12 protein-coding genes are annotated in these 14,960 nt (G+C 67.8%); 8 read left to right on the top strand and 4 right to left on the bottom strand.

The features are described from left to right. Positions 1 to 3: 3 nt before the first annotated feature. Positions 4 to 768 carry a carbon-nitrogen hydrolase family protein gene (locus A9973_RS27340; RefSeq protein ID WP_183016758.1) on the top strand — a complete coding sequence of 255 codons (765 nt, stop codon included), beginning with the start codon at positions 4 to 6 and terminating at the stop codon, positions 766 to 768. Between the two features lie 6 nt (positions 769 to 774). Here A9973_RS27340 and A9973_RS27335 read toward each other — a convergent pair whose 3' ends face one another. Together A9973_RS27335 and A9973_RS27330 are read right to left on the bottom strand one after the other, a co-directional pair. Next, entirely contained in the window at positions 775 to 2,373 is a 1,599-nt protein-coding gene (locus A9973_RS27335) for a methyl-accepting chemotaxis protein (RefSeq protein WP_183016757.1), read from the bottom strand. 151 nt (positions 2,374 to 2,524) lie between these two features. Further along, entirely contained in the window at positions 2,525 to 3,904 is a 1,380-nt protein-coding gene (locus A9973_RS27330) for an MFS transporter (RefSeq protein WP_183016756.1), read from the bottom strand. Between the two features lie 454 nt (positions 3,905 to 4,358). On the opposite strand from A9973_RS27330, the gene A9973_RS27325 reads away from it, so the two are divergent. Genes A9973_RS27325 through A9973_RS27310 form a run of 4 tightly spaced genes read left to right on the top strand, consistent with a single transcriptional unit; the run spans position 4,359 to position 8,977 of the window. Next, the gene (locus A9973_RS27325; RefSeq protein WP_183016944.1) at positions 4,359 to 4,865 is read left to right on the top strand and encodes a spore coat U domain-containing protein; all 507 of its coding nucleotides are present in this window, start codon (positions 4,359 to 4,361) and stop codon (positions 4,863 to 4,865) included. Positions 4,866 to 4,876: 11 nt separating this feature from the next. Beyond that, complete coding sequence (locus A9973_RS27320; RefSeq protein WP_183016755.1) at positions 4,877 to 5,590, top strand: molecular chaperone; 714 nt, start codon at positions 4,877 to 4,879, stop codon at positions 5,588 to 5,590. 52 nt (positions 5,591 to 5,642) lie between these two features. Beyond that, positions 5,643 to 7,985 (top strand): fimbria/pilus outer membrane usher protein, encoded by a 2,343-nt coding sequence (locus A9973_RS27315; RefSeq protein ID WP_255469319.1) that lies wholly within the window; start codon positions 5,643 to 5,645, stop codon positions 7,983 to 7,985. Continuing rightward, the gene (locus tag A9973_RS27310) at positions 7,982 to 8,977 is read left to right on the top strand and encodes a spore coat U domain-containing protein (protein WP_183016754.1); all 996 of its coding nucleotides are present in this window, start codon (positions 7,982 to 7,984) and stop codon (positions 8,975 to 8,977) included. Before A9973_RS27315 ends, A9973_RS27310 begins: the two co-directional genes overlap by 4 nt. Here A9973_RS27310 and A9973_RS27305 read toward each other — a convergent pair. Continuing rightward, positions 8,967 to 9,926 carry a LysR family transcriptional regulator gene (locus tag A9973_RS27305; RefSeq protein ID WP_183016753.1) on the bottom strand — a complete coding sequence of 320 codons (960 nt, stop codon included), beginning with the start codon at positions 9,924 to 9,926 and terminating at the stop codon, positions 8,967 to 8,969. The genes A9973_RS27310 and A9973_RS27305 overlap by 11 nt on opposite strands. 126 nt (positions 9,927 to 10,052) lie before the next feature. Between A9973_RS27305 and A9973_RS27300 the strand changes: the two genes are divergently transcribed. From A9973_RS27300 to A9973_RS27290, 3 genes are read left to right on the top strand one after another with little or no spacing between them, the layout of a single operon-like run. Beyond that, positions 10,053 to 11,036 carry a tripartite tricarboxylate transporter substrate binding protein gene (locus tag A9973_RS27300; protein WP_183016752.1) on the top strand — a complete coding sequence of 328 codons (984 nt, stop codon included), beginning with the start codon at positions 10,053 to 10,055 and terminating at the stop codon, positions 11,034 to 11,036. A gap of 32 nt (positions 11,037 to 11,068) precedes the next feature. Further along, entirely contained in the window at positions 11,069 to 12,268 is a 1,200-nt protein-coding gene (locus A9973_RS27295; RefSeq protein WP_255469318.1) for a M20 aminoacylase family protein, read from the top strand. A gap of 16 nt (positions 12,269 to 12,284) precedes the next feature. Next, the gene (locus A9973_RS27290; protein WP_183016750.1) at positions 12,285 to 13,022 is read left to right on the top strand and encodes a phosphoribosyltransferase; all 738 of its coding nucleotides are present in this window, start codon (positions 12,285 to 12,287) and stop codon (positions 13,020 to 13,022) included. Here the strand turns inward: A9973_RS27290 and A9973_RS27285 are convergent. Beyond that, positions 13,019 to 14,960: site-specific recombinase (locus A9973_RS27285; RefSeq protein ID WP_183016749.1), on the bottom strand; the 1,942-nt coding region annotated here is incomplete at its 5' end. The genes A9973_RS27290 and A9973_RS27285 overlap by 4 nt on opposite strands.

The following is a 14,960-nucleotide window of genomic DNA, read 5'->3' as shown; positions in this document are numbered from 1 at the left end:
CGTATGCGGATCTGCATGATGGAAGGGCCGGTGGACCTGGCGCCGGAAGGCGCCACCTGGGAGGGCATCGCCGATCGCATCGACGAGCTGGCGCCCGATCTCCTGGTCACCAACGAAATGCCGTTCGGCGCATGGCTGGCGGCACTGCCCGCCTATGACCCGGCGCTGGCCGCCGAGTCGGTGCGCATCCACGAAGTCGGCTTGCGCGCCCTGGAGGCACTGGGCGTGCCGGCCGTCGTGTCGTCGCGCCCGGTGGCGGCAGGCGGCCGTCTGGCCAACGAGGCCTTCGCCTTGCAGGGCGGACGCTACACCCCGCTGCATCACAAACAATATTTTCCCGAAGAACCGGGCTTCTTCGAAGCCACCTGGTTCCAGCCCGCGATGACGGGCTTCGACGTCTTCGAGGTGGGCGGTATCCGCCTGGGCGTGCAGCTATGCACCGAGCTGATGTTCAACGAACGCGCGCGCCGCTATGGGCGCGACGGGGCCGAACTGATCGTGGTGCCGCGGGCAAGCGGCGCCTCGATCGGGCGCTGGATGACGGCGGGCGCGATGGCGGCGCTGGTGTCGGGCTGCTATGTGGTCAGTTCCAACCGGGCGGGCCGCACGGCAGACGGCCAGGTGTTCGGCGGCCGCGCGTTCGCCTTCCATCCGGATGGCGAACCGCTGGCGCAGACCACCGACAGCGAATCGATCGTCGCGATCGACGTGGACCCGGCCCGGTCGCGGGCGCAGCAGGCGCTGTACCCGTGCTACGTGCGGGAGTGACGCGGCTCAGGCCGCGATCGCGACGGCCCGCGGGTTCGGAATCAGCGCGGGCAGCCGGAACGCGCTGACCGCTTCTTGCAGCCGCTGCGCCTGCGTCTCCAGCGAAGACGCGGCCGCGGCGGCCTCTTCGACCAGCGCCGCGTTCTGCTGCGTCACCTGATCCATCTGGTTCACCGCCGTGTTCACCTGGTCGATACCGGTCACCTGCTCATGCGAGGCGGTCGCGATGTCACTGACCAGCAGCGTCAGGCGTTCGATGGTCGCCAGGATCTCTTCCATGGTGCGGCCGGCGGCTTCCACCTGGGCCGACCCGGCCTGCACCGTGGCGCCGGATTCGCTGAGCAATTGCTTGATCTCCTTGGCGGCGCCGGCGCTGCGTTGCGCCAGCGACCGGACTTCCGCCGCCACCACCGCGAAGCCCTTGCCCTCTTCGCCCGCCCGGGCCGCTTCCACGGCCGCGTTCAGCGCCAGGATATTGGTCTGGAAGGCGATGCCGTCGATGACGCTTACGATGTCTTCGATGCGGCCGGCGTCTTGCGCGATTTCGCGCATGGTGCTGACCGCTTCCTTCACCGCCTGGCCGCCGCGCTGGACCACGTCGCTGGCGGCCGCCGCCATCTGATTGGCCTGGCGGGCGTTTTCGGCGTTGCTGGTCACGGTGGACAGCAGTTGCTCCATGCTGGCCGCGGTCTCTTCCAGGGACGCCGCCTGCTGTTCGGTGCGGCTGGACAGGTCCTGGTTGCCGGCGGCGATCTCGCTGGAGCCGGCATTGATCTCGACCACGCCGTCGCGCACGGCATGCACCGTGCGCGTGAGGCTGGCCTGCATCTCTTGCAGGTAGGGGACGATCTGGCCCACGCAGTTTCCGCCATAGGACGCGATGGGCGTGGTCAGGTCGCCGTTGGCGATCCGCCGGAAATGGCCTTTGATGGTTTCCAGCGGCTGCCGGACGAAGGTCACGACGTAGCGGTCGCCCAGCGCCAGCAGCAACAGGCAGATGCCCAGCACGACGCCCATGCCGATGTAGGCATGCTGGCGTTTGGCGGCCGCATCTTCCCACAACAGGGTTTCGCGCTGCTTGGCATAGGCCTCGTAGTTTTCGATGCTTTTGCCGAAAGCGCGGCTGGCTGTCACGACGGCGCTGGCCGCGTGCGCGCGGGCGCGGGCGATGTCGCCGGCCTCCAGGTGCTGGCGCTGCACGGCGATGCCGCCCGCGACCAGCGAGTCGAAGCCGGCTTGCATGGATTCCAGGATGGCGGGCGGAGTGTCTTTGCGCGCCAGGTCCAGGAACACCGTCTGCTGGCGCCTGGCTTCGTCCAGCGCGGCGTCGATGCCGCGCCCCTCTTCCGCCGCCTGGGCGGTCTGGCCCTCGCCGGCGTATTCCAGCTGGCGCGACAGCCGTAGCCGCGCGCGCATGATCTGGTCGTTGACCCGGGACAGGGCAGAGATTTCGTGAAGGAGTTCGCTGCTGGCGGCGAGCGCGTCGCCTGCGCTACGCAAACCGTTGACGCTGATGGCCGACAGGCCGGTGAGCAAGGCGCTGATCATGAGCAGGGTGCACAGGATCATGCGGCGGATGGTGATGTCTTTCAAGAACTGTGTCATGCGAGTCGTATCCCAGATGCAGCGAGTGCTGCATCAGCAACAACGACCCGGCTTCGGCGATATTTAGCAGCTGTTTCACAACTTACGAATATATCTGCAGGATGCCTGTATATATCGAAAAATAACGCAACATTGTTGCTCGTTAGCGTTTTTACGCGGCGAAACGCAAGCGTGAAAAACTGGCGATGCAGGCCACCGCGGCGCAGGCGCCGCCCAGCCACAAGGCGGCGATCGCGCCATGTGTCGAGGACACATGGAAGCAGGCGGCCACCAGCGCCGCGCCGCTGGCTTGCCCCAGGAGGCGCACGGTGCCGATCATGCCGCTGGCGCCGCCCGCCCGCGAGGCCGGGGCCGACGTCATGATGGCGCGCAGGTTGGGCGATTGGAAAAAGCCGAATCCCGCGCCGCAGATGGCCATTCGCCACGAGATGTCCCAGGCCGACGGCGCGGCGGGCATCAGGGCCAGCAGCACCATCCCCAAGGCCAGCAGCGCCAGGCCGACGCCGCCCAGGATGCCGGCGGGATAGTGGTCCGACATGCGCCCGGCGATCGGCGCCATGATGGCCACCACCACCGGCCAGGGCGTGATCAGGAAACCGGTATGCACCTGGCTGTAGCCCAGCACGGACTGGAACAGGAAGGGCAGCGACACGAACGCCAGCGCCTGCGCGGCGAACGCGCAGACGGCCGTGGCGGCGGACAAGGCGAACAGCGGCCGGCGCAGCAGGTCCACCGCCAAGATCGGCGCGGGGTGGCCGGCCTGCCGGCGCATCAGCAGCCACAGGCTGGCGATGGCGCCGCCCCACTCCAGCGCGACGCGCAGCCACGGCGCGCCGTGCGCGAGTTCATTGGAGCCCAGCACGAACAAGCCCAGCGTCAGCGCGCACAGCAAGGCGGCGATGCCGTCGAAGCCATGCGGCGCGCGCGCGGTCTCGGGCAGGCCGCGCAGGGCCAGCACGGCGGCCACGATGCCGATCGGCACGTTGACCAGAAACAGCCAATGCCAGGAGCCCAGCAGCAGGATGGCGGACGCCGCGGTAGGGCCCGCCGCGAACGACAGGCCGACCACCATCGCGTTCAGGCCCAGCCCGCGGCCCAGCCTGTTCGAGGGATAAATGAAGCGCAGTAGCGCGCCGTTCACGCTCATCACGCCGGCCGCGCCCAGCCCTTGCAGGATCCGCGCCACCACCAGCACCGGCAGCGACGGCGCCAGGCCGCAGGCCAGCGACGACAGGATGAACACCACGAGCCCCACGATGTAGACGCGCCGGTGGCCCAGGATTTCGCCCAGGGCGGCCGCGGGCAATAGCCCCGCCACCATGGCCAGCTGGTAGCCGCTGATCACCCAGATGGATCCTGCGTCGCTGGCCTGCAGGTCGCGCGCGATAGTGGGCAGTGCGGTGTTGGCGATGGCCGTGTCCAGGCTGGCCATGCAGACCGCCAGCATCACGGCCAGCAGCGCGCCCAGGCGTTCGGAAGCAGGCAAGCCGGCACCAGCCGGATAGACGGTATTGCGGGAGAACGAGAGCATGGGGTGGCGGGCGGGCGAGGCGTCCGGGCGGAGCGTCCGGAATAGGGAGGACTGATTCTAATGCTGCATCGGGATTCAATGCTCTGTCAGCCGCGCCGCGAATCACCGGCGTCTTCTGGCGCGCGCAGTTGAAAATCCCTTAAATGCGACCGAGCGGTCACCTAAGATAATTACGATGATTAATTGGCGAGAGTATTAGTGGGTGCTTGCGTTCATCAAATCGTGTCACGAGTTGAAACTAGAAAAATAGCGTAATTACAACCACTTGTACGGGGAAAACAAGGGCAGTCGCCATAGGGGAAACGTGCCAGGATGCATGCGGAAAAAGGATTGATTATTTAGATTTGGTAATAATAAAAACGAATGAATGAAACTATTTGGTACCCGATGGATTTATTCGACGTACGATTATTATCAGATTCGGTGATGCAACTTACTGGTGGAGGGTTTCATGATGAAGCGCTTGTCCCTGCATGTCGCAGCCCTGTCATTGATCGGCGCCAGCGCCCTGCCCGGGTTGGCCGCCGCGCAAGCCGGTCCGACGGCAAATTTCAATGTCACGCTCACCGTCACCGCGAACTGCGTGATCGCCGCGAACAATCTGGCGTTCGGCAGCCATGGCGTGCTGGCCACCGCGGTCACCGGCAACACCACCCTGAACGTCACGTGCAGCAACACCACGCCTTACACGGTGGGTTTAAGCGCCGGCACGGGTACGGGCTCCTCGGGGACCACGCGGTTCCTGAGCGGCACGGGCAGCAATACCGAAACGGTGGCCTACCAGCTGTACCAGCCCGGCAGCCAGACCGTGGTCTGGGGCGATGCGCAAGTGGCGGACCGCGTCAGCGGGGTCGGCAGCGGCACCGCGCAGCCGCTGGTGGTCAACGGCGCCGTGCCCGCGCAGACGACACCCGCGCCCGACAACTACTCTTCCACGGTCACCGCCACGGTCTATTTCTGAAGGGCGTGCGGATGCAAGCACTCCTGAGGACCGTATTGGCGTTATGCATCGGCGGATGGGCGGGCCTGGCCTTCGGGGCCGCGCTGCAGATTTCCCCGGTACTGGTGGACATGGCGCCCCAGCAGGCCGCCAGCGGCATCATGTTGCGTAACCCCGGCGGCACGCCCATCTACGGGCAGGTCCGCATCTACCGCTGGGAACAGACGGATGGCGACGACGTCTTGACCGCCACCGAAGAAGTCCAGGCCAGCCCGCCGATCATCCAGGTCGCGCCGGGCGGCGAACAACTCGTGCGGCTGGTCCGGGCGTCTCGCGACATGGCGCCTGTCGAGCGCAGCTACCGGCTGATCATCGACGAGATCCCCGACCCCTCATCGCCTGGCGTCAATGGCGTGGTGCTGCGCCTGCGCTATTCGGTGCCCGTCTTCGTGGCCGGCGCCGCGCCGTCACCCGCGCCTGATCTGGCATGGCGGGTGCAGCGGGCGGGCGACACGTGGGTGCTGCGGCTATCCAACACCGGCACGCGGTATGCGCAGGTGGCGGCGATGCAGATTCTGGACGGCGCGGGCAAGCCCGTGGCGAATGTGGATGGATTACTGGGATATGCGTTGGCACAGCGCGCGCGCGAATGGCGCATCCCCGCAAAACAAAAAGCACCCGGTGCGGTGCGGATCAAAGCCCTGATCAACGGCGACCTCGTCACCGTATCCCCACGCGTTGATTGATCGCGTGCCGGTGCGTCCGCAGGCGCACCGGCGAGCAAGAGGAAGGCAGGCCATGGCAGTACGCGCTTCCCATGTGCGCGGGCGACGCGTCTGGTGCTTCGCACTGTGTTTGCTGGGTGCGCAAGCCCAGGCGGCTCCGTCCGACCCCTTGTTGACCTTCGGCGATTTCGCCGAACGCGACGTGTTTCTGGAGGTGAGTATCAACGGCACCAATACGTCCCAACTGCTGCGTTTCCGGGACGCGCAGGGCCGCCTGTCCATCAGCGGCAACGCGTTGCGCTCGGTGGGCGTCGACCTGTCGAAAGTCGGCATGCCCGATACGGGCGAGATCGCGCTGGACCGGGTCGCGGGCCTGCGATATGCCTACAATCCGGCCGCGCAATCCGTGGACATCATGTTGCCCGACGCCTTGCGCCTGCCCTACGAGCTGGGCGTGCGGGGGACGCCGAAGACGCCGCCGGCGACCGCCGGGCGCGGCCTGCTGCTGAACTACGACGCCTACACGCAGACCGACTCGCGCTACCGGCTGGCGCTGTTCACCGAGCAGCGCTACTTCGACCGGTACGGCCTGTTCAGCAACACCGGCACGTCCTATCTGGGGGGAGCCGGCGACCGCTATGTGCGCTACGACACCTATTGGACCCGCTCCGACCAGGAGACGATGCGCACGCTGCGTCTGGGCGACACCATCACCTCGTCGTTGAACTGGTCGCGTTCGGTGCGCCTGGCGGGCATCCAGTGGGGCAGGAATTTCGCGTTGCGTCCGGACCTGGTCACGTTTCCGGTTTCGACACTCAGCGCCTCCTCCGTCGTGCCCTCTTCGGTCGCGCTGTATATCAATGGCGTTCAGCAGTATTCGGGCAACGTGCCGCCCGGGCCATTCGTGGTGAATCAGGTGCCGGGCATCACGGGCGCAGGCCAGGCCACGCTGGTCACGCGCGACGCGCTGGGGCGCACGGTCAGCACATCGGTGCCGCTTTACATCGATACGCGCATGCTGGCCGCCGGGCTATCCAGCTATTCCGTCGAGGCGGGGTTCGTGCGGCGCCTGTTCAGCGTGCGCTCTTTCGACTATGACAACCAGCCGGTGATGGCGGCTTCCGGGCGCTATGGCTACAGCGACGCCCTGACCTGGGAGGGGCATGGCGAAGCCACGGCGGGCCTGTACAACATCGGGGCGGGCGCCCTGGTGAAGCTGGGCCAGGCGGGTGTGGTCAGCGGATCGCTGTCGGGCAGCGCGGGACGCTATGCCGGCGGCCAGGTCGGCTTGGGCTACCAGTATGTGCAACCGGCGTTCAGCGTGGATGCGCAGGCCACGCGCGCGCTGGGCGACTACGGCGACCTGGGGTCGCGCGAAGACGCGCCCGTGCCCCGCCAGACCGAACGCGTGACCGTGTCCTTGCCGTTGACGGCGTCGCAAAGCGTGGCGGTCAGCTATATCGGCTACCGCATGCCGCAGGTGCCGGCCGCCCAGCTGGCATCGGCGTCATACACCGTCAACCTGCACAGCCGGGTCGTCATGACGCTGAGCGCCTACAACGATTTCAATCAATCCGGGTCGCGTGGCGTCTACCTGGGCCTGTCCGTCATGCTGGGCGACCGGACGCAAGCCACCGTCTCGGTCAGCCGGCAGGGCGGGCAGGACATGTACAGCGTCGGCGCGCAAAGCAGCGTGGCCTATGAGGGCGGCTGGGGTTGGGCGGTGCAGAACGGCCGCTCGGGCAGCATGCGATACAACCAGGGGCAGGCGCAGTACCTGGGCCGCTACGGCCTGCTGTCCGGCATCGTGCAGGACTACGGCGGCCAGACGATGGCAGCGGCGCAGGCCTCGGGCTCCATCGCGCTGATGGACGGCGCGGTGCTGCCCTCGCGCCGCATCAACGACAGCTTTGCGCTGGTGTCCACGGACGGCGCCGCCGACGTGGCGGTGCTGCACGAGAACCGCAAGCTGGGCAGGACCAACGGCAGCGGCTATCTGCTGGTGCCGGACTTGAATTCCTATCAGTCGAACCGCATCGCGATCGATCCGGAAGACCTGCCCGTGGACGTGAAGCTGGACACCACCAAGCTGGTGGTCGTGCCGCAGGCAGGGGCCGGCGTGCTGGCGAAATTCCAGGTGGAAAAATATGCGGCGGCGTCGGTCGTCCTGACGCTGCCGGACGGCGCCTTCGTGCCCGTGGGGGCGGAGGTGGCCCATGTGGAAAGCGGCAAGCGTTCCGTGCTGGGATACGACGGTCTGACGTTCGTCGAGGACTTGGAGGCGCGCAACCACCTGCGGGTGAAGGGGGCGGGCGTGTCTTGCGAAGCCGCGTTCGACTACGAGCATGCGACGGACCGGCCGATGCCCACGCTGGGGCCGTTCGTGTGCCAGCCGCTTGGCGGGGGGCGGCCATGAGGGCGCGGCGGATGCGGCGCGTGCTGCAGGCGGTGGCCGTCCTGTCCATCGGATACGCCGGCGCGTCCGAGGCCAGTTCCTGCGCGCTGGGGGCCACCACGACCAATACGGTGAACTTCGGCACGGTCAATCCGCTGCTGCCCGCCGACACGTTCAGCGACGGCGGGCAGATCGCGGTGACGTGCACCTTCACCTTGCTCGGGCTGTTTGCGCGGGTGTGCTTCAACCTGGGCCAGGGCGACACCAGCACGTCGATCAACCCGCGCACGCTGGGCGCGGGCACGAACCGGATGAACTACAACCTGTACACGGACGCAGCCCACTCGAAGATCTGGGGCACGTCCACCAGCACGGGGTCCACATCGGTCCTGCTGACGGGGCCGCTTGTCATCGGCGGCGGGCCCGTGTCCACGACGTTCAAGTTCTACGGGAAACTGCCGGGCAACCAGCCGCTGGTGTCCACTGTGAACAACGCCAACACGCAGTACTTGGAGAACTATGCGACCACCGCGACGGTGGACGTGGTGTTCGGCCTGGGCGGGCTGGCCAATTGCCCGATTACGCCGACGCAACGCATTCCGGTGCCGCTGACCGTGAAGGCCCTGGTGCAGAAGAACTGCACCATCAACGCCACCGATCTGATGTTTCCGCCAAAAGGCGTCTTGAGCGCCGCGACGACCGGCAGCAGCACGATCACCGTCAAATGCACCAACAACAACGCGTTCTCGGTGGCATTGAACGGCGGCTCCGTCGCCAACAATGTGCTGGCCCGGAAAATGAAGCACGCGACGGCAGCCGACACCGTCGGCTATCAGCTGTATCAGGATGCCAACTACGCGACCATCTGGGGCGATGCCACGGGCGGCAGCCCCCGGACGGGAACCGGCACCGGGTCCAACCAGACGTTCACGGTGTATGGAAGGGTGCCGGCGCAGACGACTCCGCGCCCCGGCGACTACAAGGACGTCGTCACCGCCACCATCACGTTTTGATGCGCGCCTGCCGTCCGGCGCGGCCGCGCAGCATGCCGGCCAGTTCCGCATAGCAGCGCTGCACCGCCACGCGGGCTTGCGATTCGGGGGCCCGGGTCATCAGGCAGATGCGCCGCGTCATCTGCGGGCGTTGCACGGGCACGACGGCCAAGCCGTCGCCGCGCTGGCCTTGCGTGTACAAGCGCGAGATCAAGCCCACGCGCAGCCCGGCGCGCACCAGGCTGTAGAGCGTGTCGGTGTAGTTCAGCGTGTCGGTCGCGGCCAGGTCCGCGCCCTGCTGGCGCAAGGTGGACACGATCATCTCGTAGGTGCTGCCGCGCGATAGCACGGCCAGCGGCTCGTGCTTCAGGTCTTGCCAGGTGACCGCGCTGCGGCGCGAGAGCCGGTGCGTGTCGGCCAGCACCGCGACCAGTTCGTCTTCGGCCACGAAGGCGGCGGCCACGCCGGGCGTCAGGCCGAAATCCAGCCCCAGCCCGATGTCCAGTTCGCCGTTGTTCAAGGCCGCCATCAGTTCATCGTTCAGGTGGTCGCTCAAGACCAGCACGGTCTCGGGATGCCGCAAGCGCCATTGCGCCACGGCGGGCGCCAGCAAATGCATGGTGGACGGGATGCAGCCGATGCGCACGGTGGCGGCCTGCGTGTCCAGCAGGCGCTGCAGGTCGTCGGCGCCCTGGGTGTAGGTATGGAGCAGCCATTCGATCTGGGCGCGGGCGGCAAGCCCCGCGGGGGTCAGGCGCACGTGGTGGGTGCTGCGCTCGAACAGCGCCACGCCCATCAGCGTTTCGAGTTCGCGGATGGCCGAGGACAGCGCGGGCTGGCTCAGCGCCAGCGCCTGGGCGGCACGGCTGAAGCTGGCGTGGCGCGCCACTTCCTTGAAACCGCGCAACTGGCGCAAGGTGGGTTGGCGCGACGGCGTGGCCGGGCGGTCCGGCTCGGGGCGCTTGGTCATAGATTTACCTGATGAATCTATAAAAATATACCATTTCAGTTATTACCAGGAGCTGCGTAGGATGGCGCCGTCGCCCTCGTGCGCGCCCCTGCCCGGGCGCGCGTTCCCGCCCTGATCGCCCTCATCATGTTCAAACGCCTTTTCCTGTCCGTGTCCGCGCTGGCGGCCGCGCTGTGCATCGCCCCTGCCGTCTGTGCCCAAACGCCCTGGCCGGGGGCGAAGCCGCTGACCCTGATCGTGCCGTTCAGCCCGGGCGGCAACGTGGACACCACGGCGCGCCTGGTGGCGCAGAAGCTGTCGGAGCGGTTGAAACAATCCATCATCGTGGACAACGTGGCGGGCGCAGGCGGCGTGCTGGGCGTGGCCCGCGCCACCCATGCCGCGCCCGACGGCTATACGCTGGTGATGGGGTTCGACGGCCCCATCAGCGTGGCCCGGCTGATCAATTCGGCCGTGAAGTACGACGCCGAGAAAGACCTGGTGCCGGTAGCCCTGGTGACCACCGCGCCCGTCGTGCTGCTGGCTCGCCCGGGCCTGCCGGTGAAAGACATGGGCGAACTGATCGCGCTGGCGCGTGCCAAGCCGGACACGCTGACGTATGCGTCGTCGGGCGTCGGCACCGTGCTGCACCTGTCAATGGAAGTGATGCAGGACCAGGCCAAGGTCAAACTCGTCCACGTGCCCTATCGCGGCGGCGCGCAGATCACCAACGATGTGATGGGCGGCCAGGTGGACCTGGGCCTGCTCGTCACCACCAGCGCCACGCCGCTGGTGCAGCAGAACAAGCTGCGCGCGCTGGGCGTGACGTCCGCGGAACGCGTCGGCACCTTGCCGGGCGTGCAGGCGTTCGGTGAAACCGCCGAGCTGAAGGGCTTTGAATTGAACACCTGGATGGGCGTGTTCGCGCCAACGGGCACGGATCCGCAAGTGGTGCGGGCGCTGAACCAGGCCTTGAACGCCGTGCTGAAACTGGACGATGTGCAAAAGCGCCTGGCCGAAGGCGGCGCCATCGCTGGCGAGGGCTCGCCGGAAGACTTCGCCGCATTCCTGAAGAAGGAAAAGGCCGTGTACGCGCACATCGTGAAAAGCGCCAACATCCAGCAGGAATAAGGCTGCTGAACCCCTCAAGGATGCCTGACGACATGAACGATCCCACGCTTGGCCCCGTGCTGCCTGAAATCCAGGCGATCCAGCAAGAGATGGTGGCGCTGCGTCATCAGATCCATGCGCATCCCGAACTGGCCTACCAGGAAGTCGCCACCGGCGATCTGGTGGCCGAGCGCCTGGCGGCCTGGGGCTATGAGGTGCATCGCGGCCTGGGCGTGACCGGCGTGGTCGGCACGTTGCGTCGAGGGACGGGGACGCGCCGGCTGGGCCTGCGCGCCGACATGGACGCCCTGCCCATTCATGAAACCACCGGCCTGCCCTACGCCAGCCAGCACCCCGGCAAGATGCACGCCTGCGGGCACGACGGGCACACGGCCACCCTGCTGGCCGCGGCCCGCGCGCTGGCGCAGCGCGGGCAGTTCGACGGCACCGTGCATCTGATCTTCCAGCCTGCCGAAGAAGGCCACGGCGGCGCGCAGAAGATGATCGCCGACGGCCTGTTCGACCGCTTCCCGTGCGATGCCGTGTACAGCTTCCACAATGAACCCGGCTATCCAGCCGGGCATTTCGGCTTCCGCGCCGGCGTGATGTACAGCTCGTCCGACACCGTGGTGCTGACGGTCAGCGGCGTGGGCGGGCACGGCGCCATGCCGCACGTGGCGGTTGACCCGATCGTGGCCGCCGCCAGCATCGTGCTGGCCCTGCAGACCATCGTGTCGCGCGAGGTCGACCCCAACGACATGGCGGTCGTGACCATCGGCGCCATTCATGGCGGCGACGCGCCCAACGTGATCCCGAAGTCGGTGGAACTGCGCCTGACCGTGCGCGCCCGCCGCCCCGAGACGCGCGCGTTGCTGCGCGAGCGCATTACCGCGATTGCCACGGCGCAGGCCGCCGTGCACCGCGCCACGGTCGACGTCGACTACCGGTGGCGCTATCCGCCGGTCGTCAACGACGCAGGCGCGACGCGATTCGCCGCCGCCGTCGCGCAAGCGTGGCTGGGCGCCGGACGCGTGATCCCGGATCTCGCGCCCCTGCAGGCCAGCGACGACTTCGCCTTCATGCTGGAAGCCGTGCCGGGCAGCTACTTCATCGTCGGCAATGGCGAGGGCGAAGGCGGCTGCATGGTGCACAACCCCGACTACGATTTCAACGACGACATCCTGCCGGTCACGGCCAGCTACTGGGTGACGCTGGCAGAGCGCTTTCTGGCCGCCGACGCACCCGCGTTTTGAATCCCGCTTGTTCCGTATGACTGCCTCCCCTGCACCGCCCGCCCACCCCGCATCGGCTTTTGACGCCACCACCGGCTACTGGCAAGAGATCGTCGCCGCCGGCGCGCTGTCCATCCCGGCCGACGCTCCGTATTCCCGCGGCTATCCCGCGCGCCTGCCCGATGGCCGCTATCTGGTGCTGCCGCTACGCGCCGTGCCGGGCGATCCCGACCGCTGCGTCGCGTCGCTGATCGCCAACCACGCCAGCCTGGATGTGGTCGAGACGCTTGCCGGGTTCATGGCGGACCGGGCGCGCGCGTTCCAGGCGGACGTGGTCGTGGGGCTGCCCACGCTGGGCCTGGCGTTCGCGCCGCTGGTGGCGCGCGGACTGGGCTTTACGCGTTACGTGCCGTTCGGCTATTCCCGCAAGTACTGGTATGACGAAAGCCTGTCCGTGCCCGTGCGGTCGCTGACCACGCCGGACGCCGGAAAACTGTTGTTCGTGGACCCGAATCTGGCGGGCACGCTGCGGGGCCGCCGCGTGCTGGTGGTGGACGACGCCGTCAGCACCGGGCAGACGATGGTGTCCGCGCTGATGCTGCTGGCGCGCTGCGGCGCCGAGGTGGCCGGCATTGTCGTGGCCATGTGCCAGGGCACGCGCTGGCGCAGCCGTCTGGTCGACGCGCAGGGCGGGCCGCTGCCGGTGGCCTGCGCGTTCGAGTCGCCGCGCCTGCGTCGCGTCGCGGGCGGCTGGGCGCCCGAGACCGGCGCTTAAGGGCGGTCGGGCGCCGGCCGGGCCTTGACCGGCCAGAACAGCGTGGCGGGCCGCTGCCAGATGCGCTGTCGCACGCCGGCGGACAGCGAATCGCGGTCGCCGCGGCGCAGGTTGCGCGAGCGCAGCGCCACGTTGAACGCCAGCGCGAAACTCACGCCCACGTTCAGCAACCCCGTCATCGCGGTGCCGGCCACCGCCATCCAGAACGCGTGGGTATGCACGACTTCCCATCCCAGCGTGCCCAGCGCGGTGCCGATCTGGCCGGCGCTGAGCGTCACGTGGCGAACTTCCACGTGCGGGCCGAAGAAGCTGACGATGGCAGGCCCCAGGCCCAGCATCAGGCCCAGCGACACGTTGCCGGCGATGCCCGAGATGTTGCGTTGCCAGAAGCCGGCCCAGCGCACCGCGCCGCGTTCGCCGAACAGGTGCCGCGCGCGCCGGTTGTAGGCCATCACGTCGTGCACGCGGTGCAGCGCGAACCAGTTGTCGGCCCAGCCGGCGATGAGGCTGGACAGCCACAGCAGCACGCCGGTGGCCGCCGCATAGATGGGCGTGGCGCCCCAGATCGAAAACGACGCCAGCGTTTCCTGCGCCTTGTCCGCGCTGATCAGCGGCCGTTCCAGGCCGTTCACGGCGATCCATTGCAGGCCCCAAGCCAGGGGGAATACCACGGCCAGGTTGCCCAGGATGGCCGCCGCGTTGGAACGGATCATGGACAGCGTGTCGTCCAGGAAGGCCTCGCGCCCTTCGGGCGTGTAGGCGTCGTCCAGACGATGGGCCAGCGCCGGCCCCGTCATCGCGGGTTGCTTGGTGGCCAGCGTGAAGTGCGCGAAGTGGATCACCAGGAAACCACCCGCGTAGTTCAGCGACGCCAGCAGCCCTTCGATGAACTTGTCCAGGTGCATCGAGACGATGAAGAACTTCAGATAAACCGTGAACACCATGATGAAGCCGCCACCCAGCGACGCTTTCAGCATCGTCAGGTATTCCGCGGTGTCGCGCGCGATGTAGTGTTCACCGGTTTCGGCGGTGCGCTCCATGACGCGGCGGGCCAGTTGCGCGAACGACGAGGCCGCCAGATGCCGGATGCTGCTGCGCGCCTGAGTGGAGCGGATCAGCTCGGCCGTCAGGTGCACGTACTTGTGGCGCTGCGTCGGGTCCACCCACACGCTCAGCAATAGTTCGATGCGGGCCAGGCGCAGCTTCATGCGTTCGATCTGGAACACCACTTCGACCGATACGCCGTTCTTCTCCAGTTCGTCGTAGACGCCTTGCGTGGCGGCGCGGCAGCCGTCCAGCAGCGCGCGGAACATGTTCAGCCGGCGGCCGAAGACGTCGCGCGGTGTGTCCGGTCCGCTGTCGCACAGTTCGGCCGAGGCGGCGGCCAGCGCGAAGAACGGCGTGTCCTGCACGCGGCCGGGCAGGCGCGTGCGGATGTCCTGGCTCAGGCCGGTGGCGCGCACCTGACTGACCAGCACCTGGATGCTGCTGGTGAGCGCCTGCTCCAGGCGCGGGGCGGGCGGTTCGGGGGCCGTGGGGTCCAGGCGCGCAAGGCCGTCGCCGTGGCGATACAGCGCGCGCATGCGGGCCAGGGTGTCGTCGTCCAGCGATTCGATCCAGTGCGCGTCGCCGGCGCGGCGGAAAATCAGCGAGAACAGGCCGAACATGTCGCCGCGGTTGGGCGGCGGCGGCAACAGCCGCGACTGCGCGCGTTCCCAGAATTCGCCCCAGAAGCCGGGGTGCGACGCCACGCCCGTGTCGCACAGCAGGGACGTGGGGTCGTTGTCGGCCACGAGCGAACGCAGCGTGGCGGCGACGGGGGCGGCGCGGTCGGGATTGTTTTCCAGCACCTGCAGCAGGTAGCGCAACCGCGCATGCTGCGGGTGGCGGACGGTGCCGGGTTCCGTATCGGGCGGGGCGGCGGGGGCGGCAGAAGCG

This window comes from Achromobacter sp. UMC46 (assembly GCF_014170335.1).
In the GTDB taxonomy this organism is placed as follows: domain Bacteria; phylum Pseudomonadota; class Gammaproteobacteria; order Burkholderiales; family Burkholderiaceae_B; genus Achromobacter.
This window is presented reverse-complemented; position numbering and strand designations above follow the sequence as displayed.

Bases quoted from the DNA above. Each gene is read 5' to 3' on its own strand.
- A9973_RS27340 (WP_183016758.1), top strand. From the start codon at position 4: ATGCGGATCTGCATGATGGAAGGGCCGGTGGACCTGGCGCCGGAAGGC.
- A9973_RS27335 (WP_183016757.1), bottom strand. From the start codon at position 2,373: ATGACACAGTTCTTGAAAGACATCACCATCCGCCGCATGATCCTGTGC.
- A9973_RS27330 (WP_183016756.1), bottom strand. From the start codon at position 3,904: ATGCTCTCGTTCTCCCGCAATACCGTCTATCCGGCTGGTGCCGGCTTG.
- A9973_RS27325 (WP_183016944.1), top strand. From the start codon at position 4,359: ATGAAGCGCTTGTCCCTGCATGTCGCAGCCCTGTCATTGATCGGCGCC.
- A9973_RS27320 (WP_183016755.1), top strand. From the start codon at position 4,877: ATGCAAGCACTCCTGAGGACCGTATTGGCGTTATGCATCGGCGGATGG.
- A9973_RS27315 (WP_255469319.1), top strand. From the start codon at position 5,643: ATGGCAGTACGCGCTTCCCATGTGCGCGGGCGACGCGTCTGGTGCTTC.
- A9973_RS27310 (WP_183016754.1), top strand. From the start codon at position 7,982: ATGAGGGCGCGGCGGATGCGGCGCGTGCTGCAGGCGGTGGCCGTCCTG.
- A9973_RS27305 (WP_183016753.1), bottom strand. From the start codon at position 9,926: ATGACCAAGCGCCCCGAGCCGGACCGCCCGGCCACGCCGTCGCGCCAA.
- A9973_RS27300 (WP_183016752.1), top strand. From the start codon at position 10,053: ATGTTCAAACGCCTTTTCCTGTCCGTGTCCGCGCTGGCGGCCGCGCTG.
- A9973_RS27295 (WP_255469318.1), top strand. From the start codon at position 11,069: ATGAACGATCCCACGCTTGGCCCCGTGCTGCCTGAAATCCAGGCGATC.
- A9973_RS27290 (WP_183016750.1), top strand. From the start codon at position 12,285: ATGACTGCCTCCCCTGCACCGCCCGCCCACCCCGCATCGGCTTTTGAC.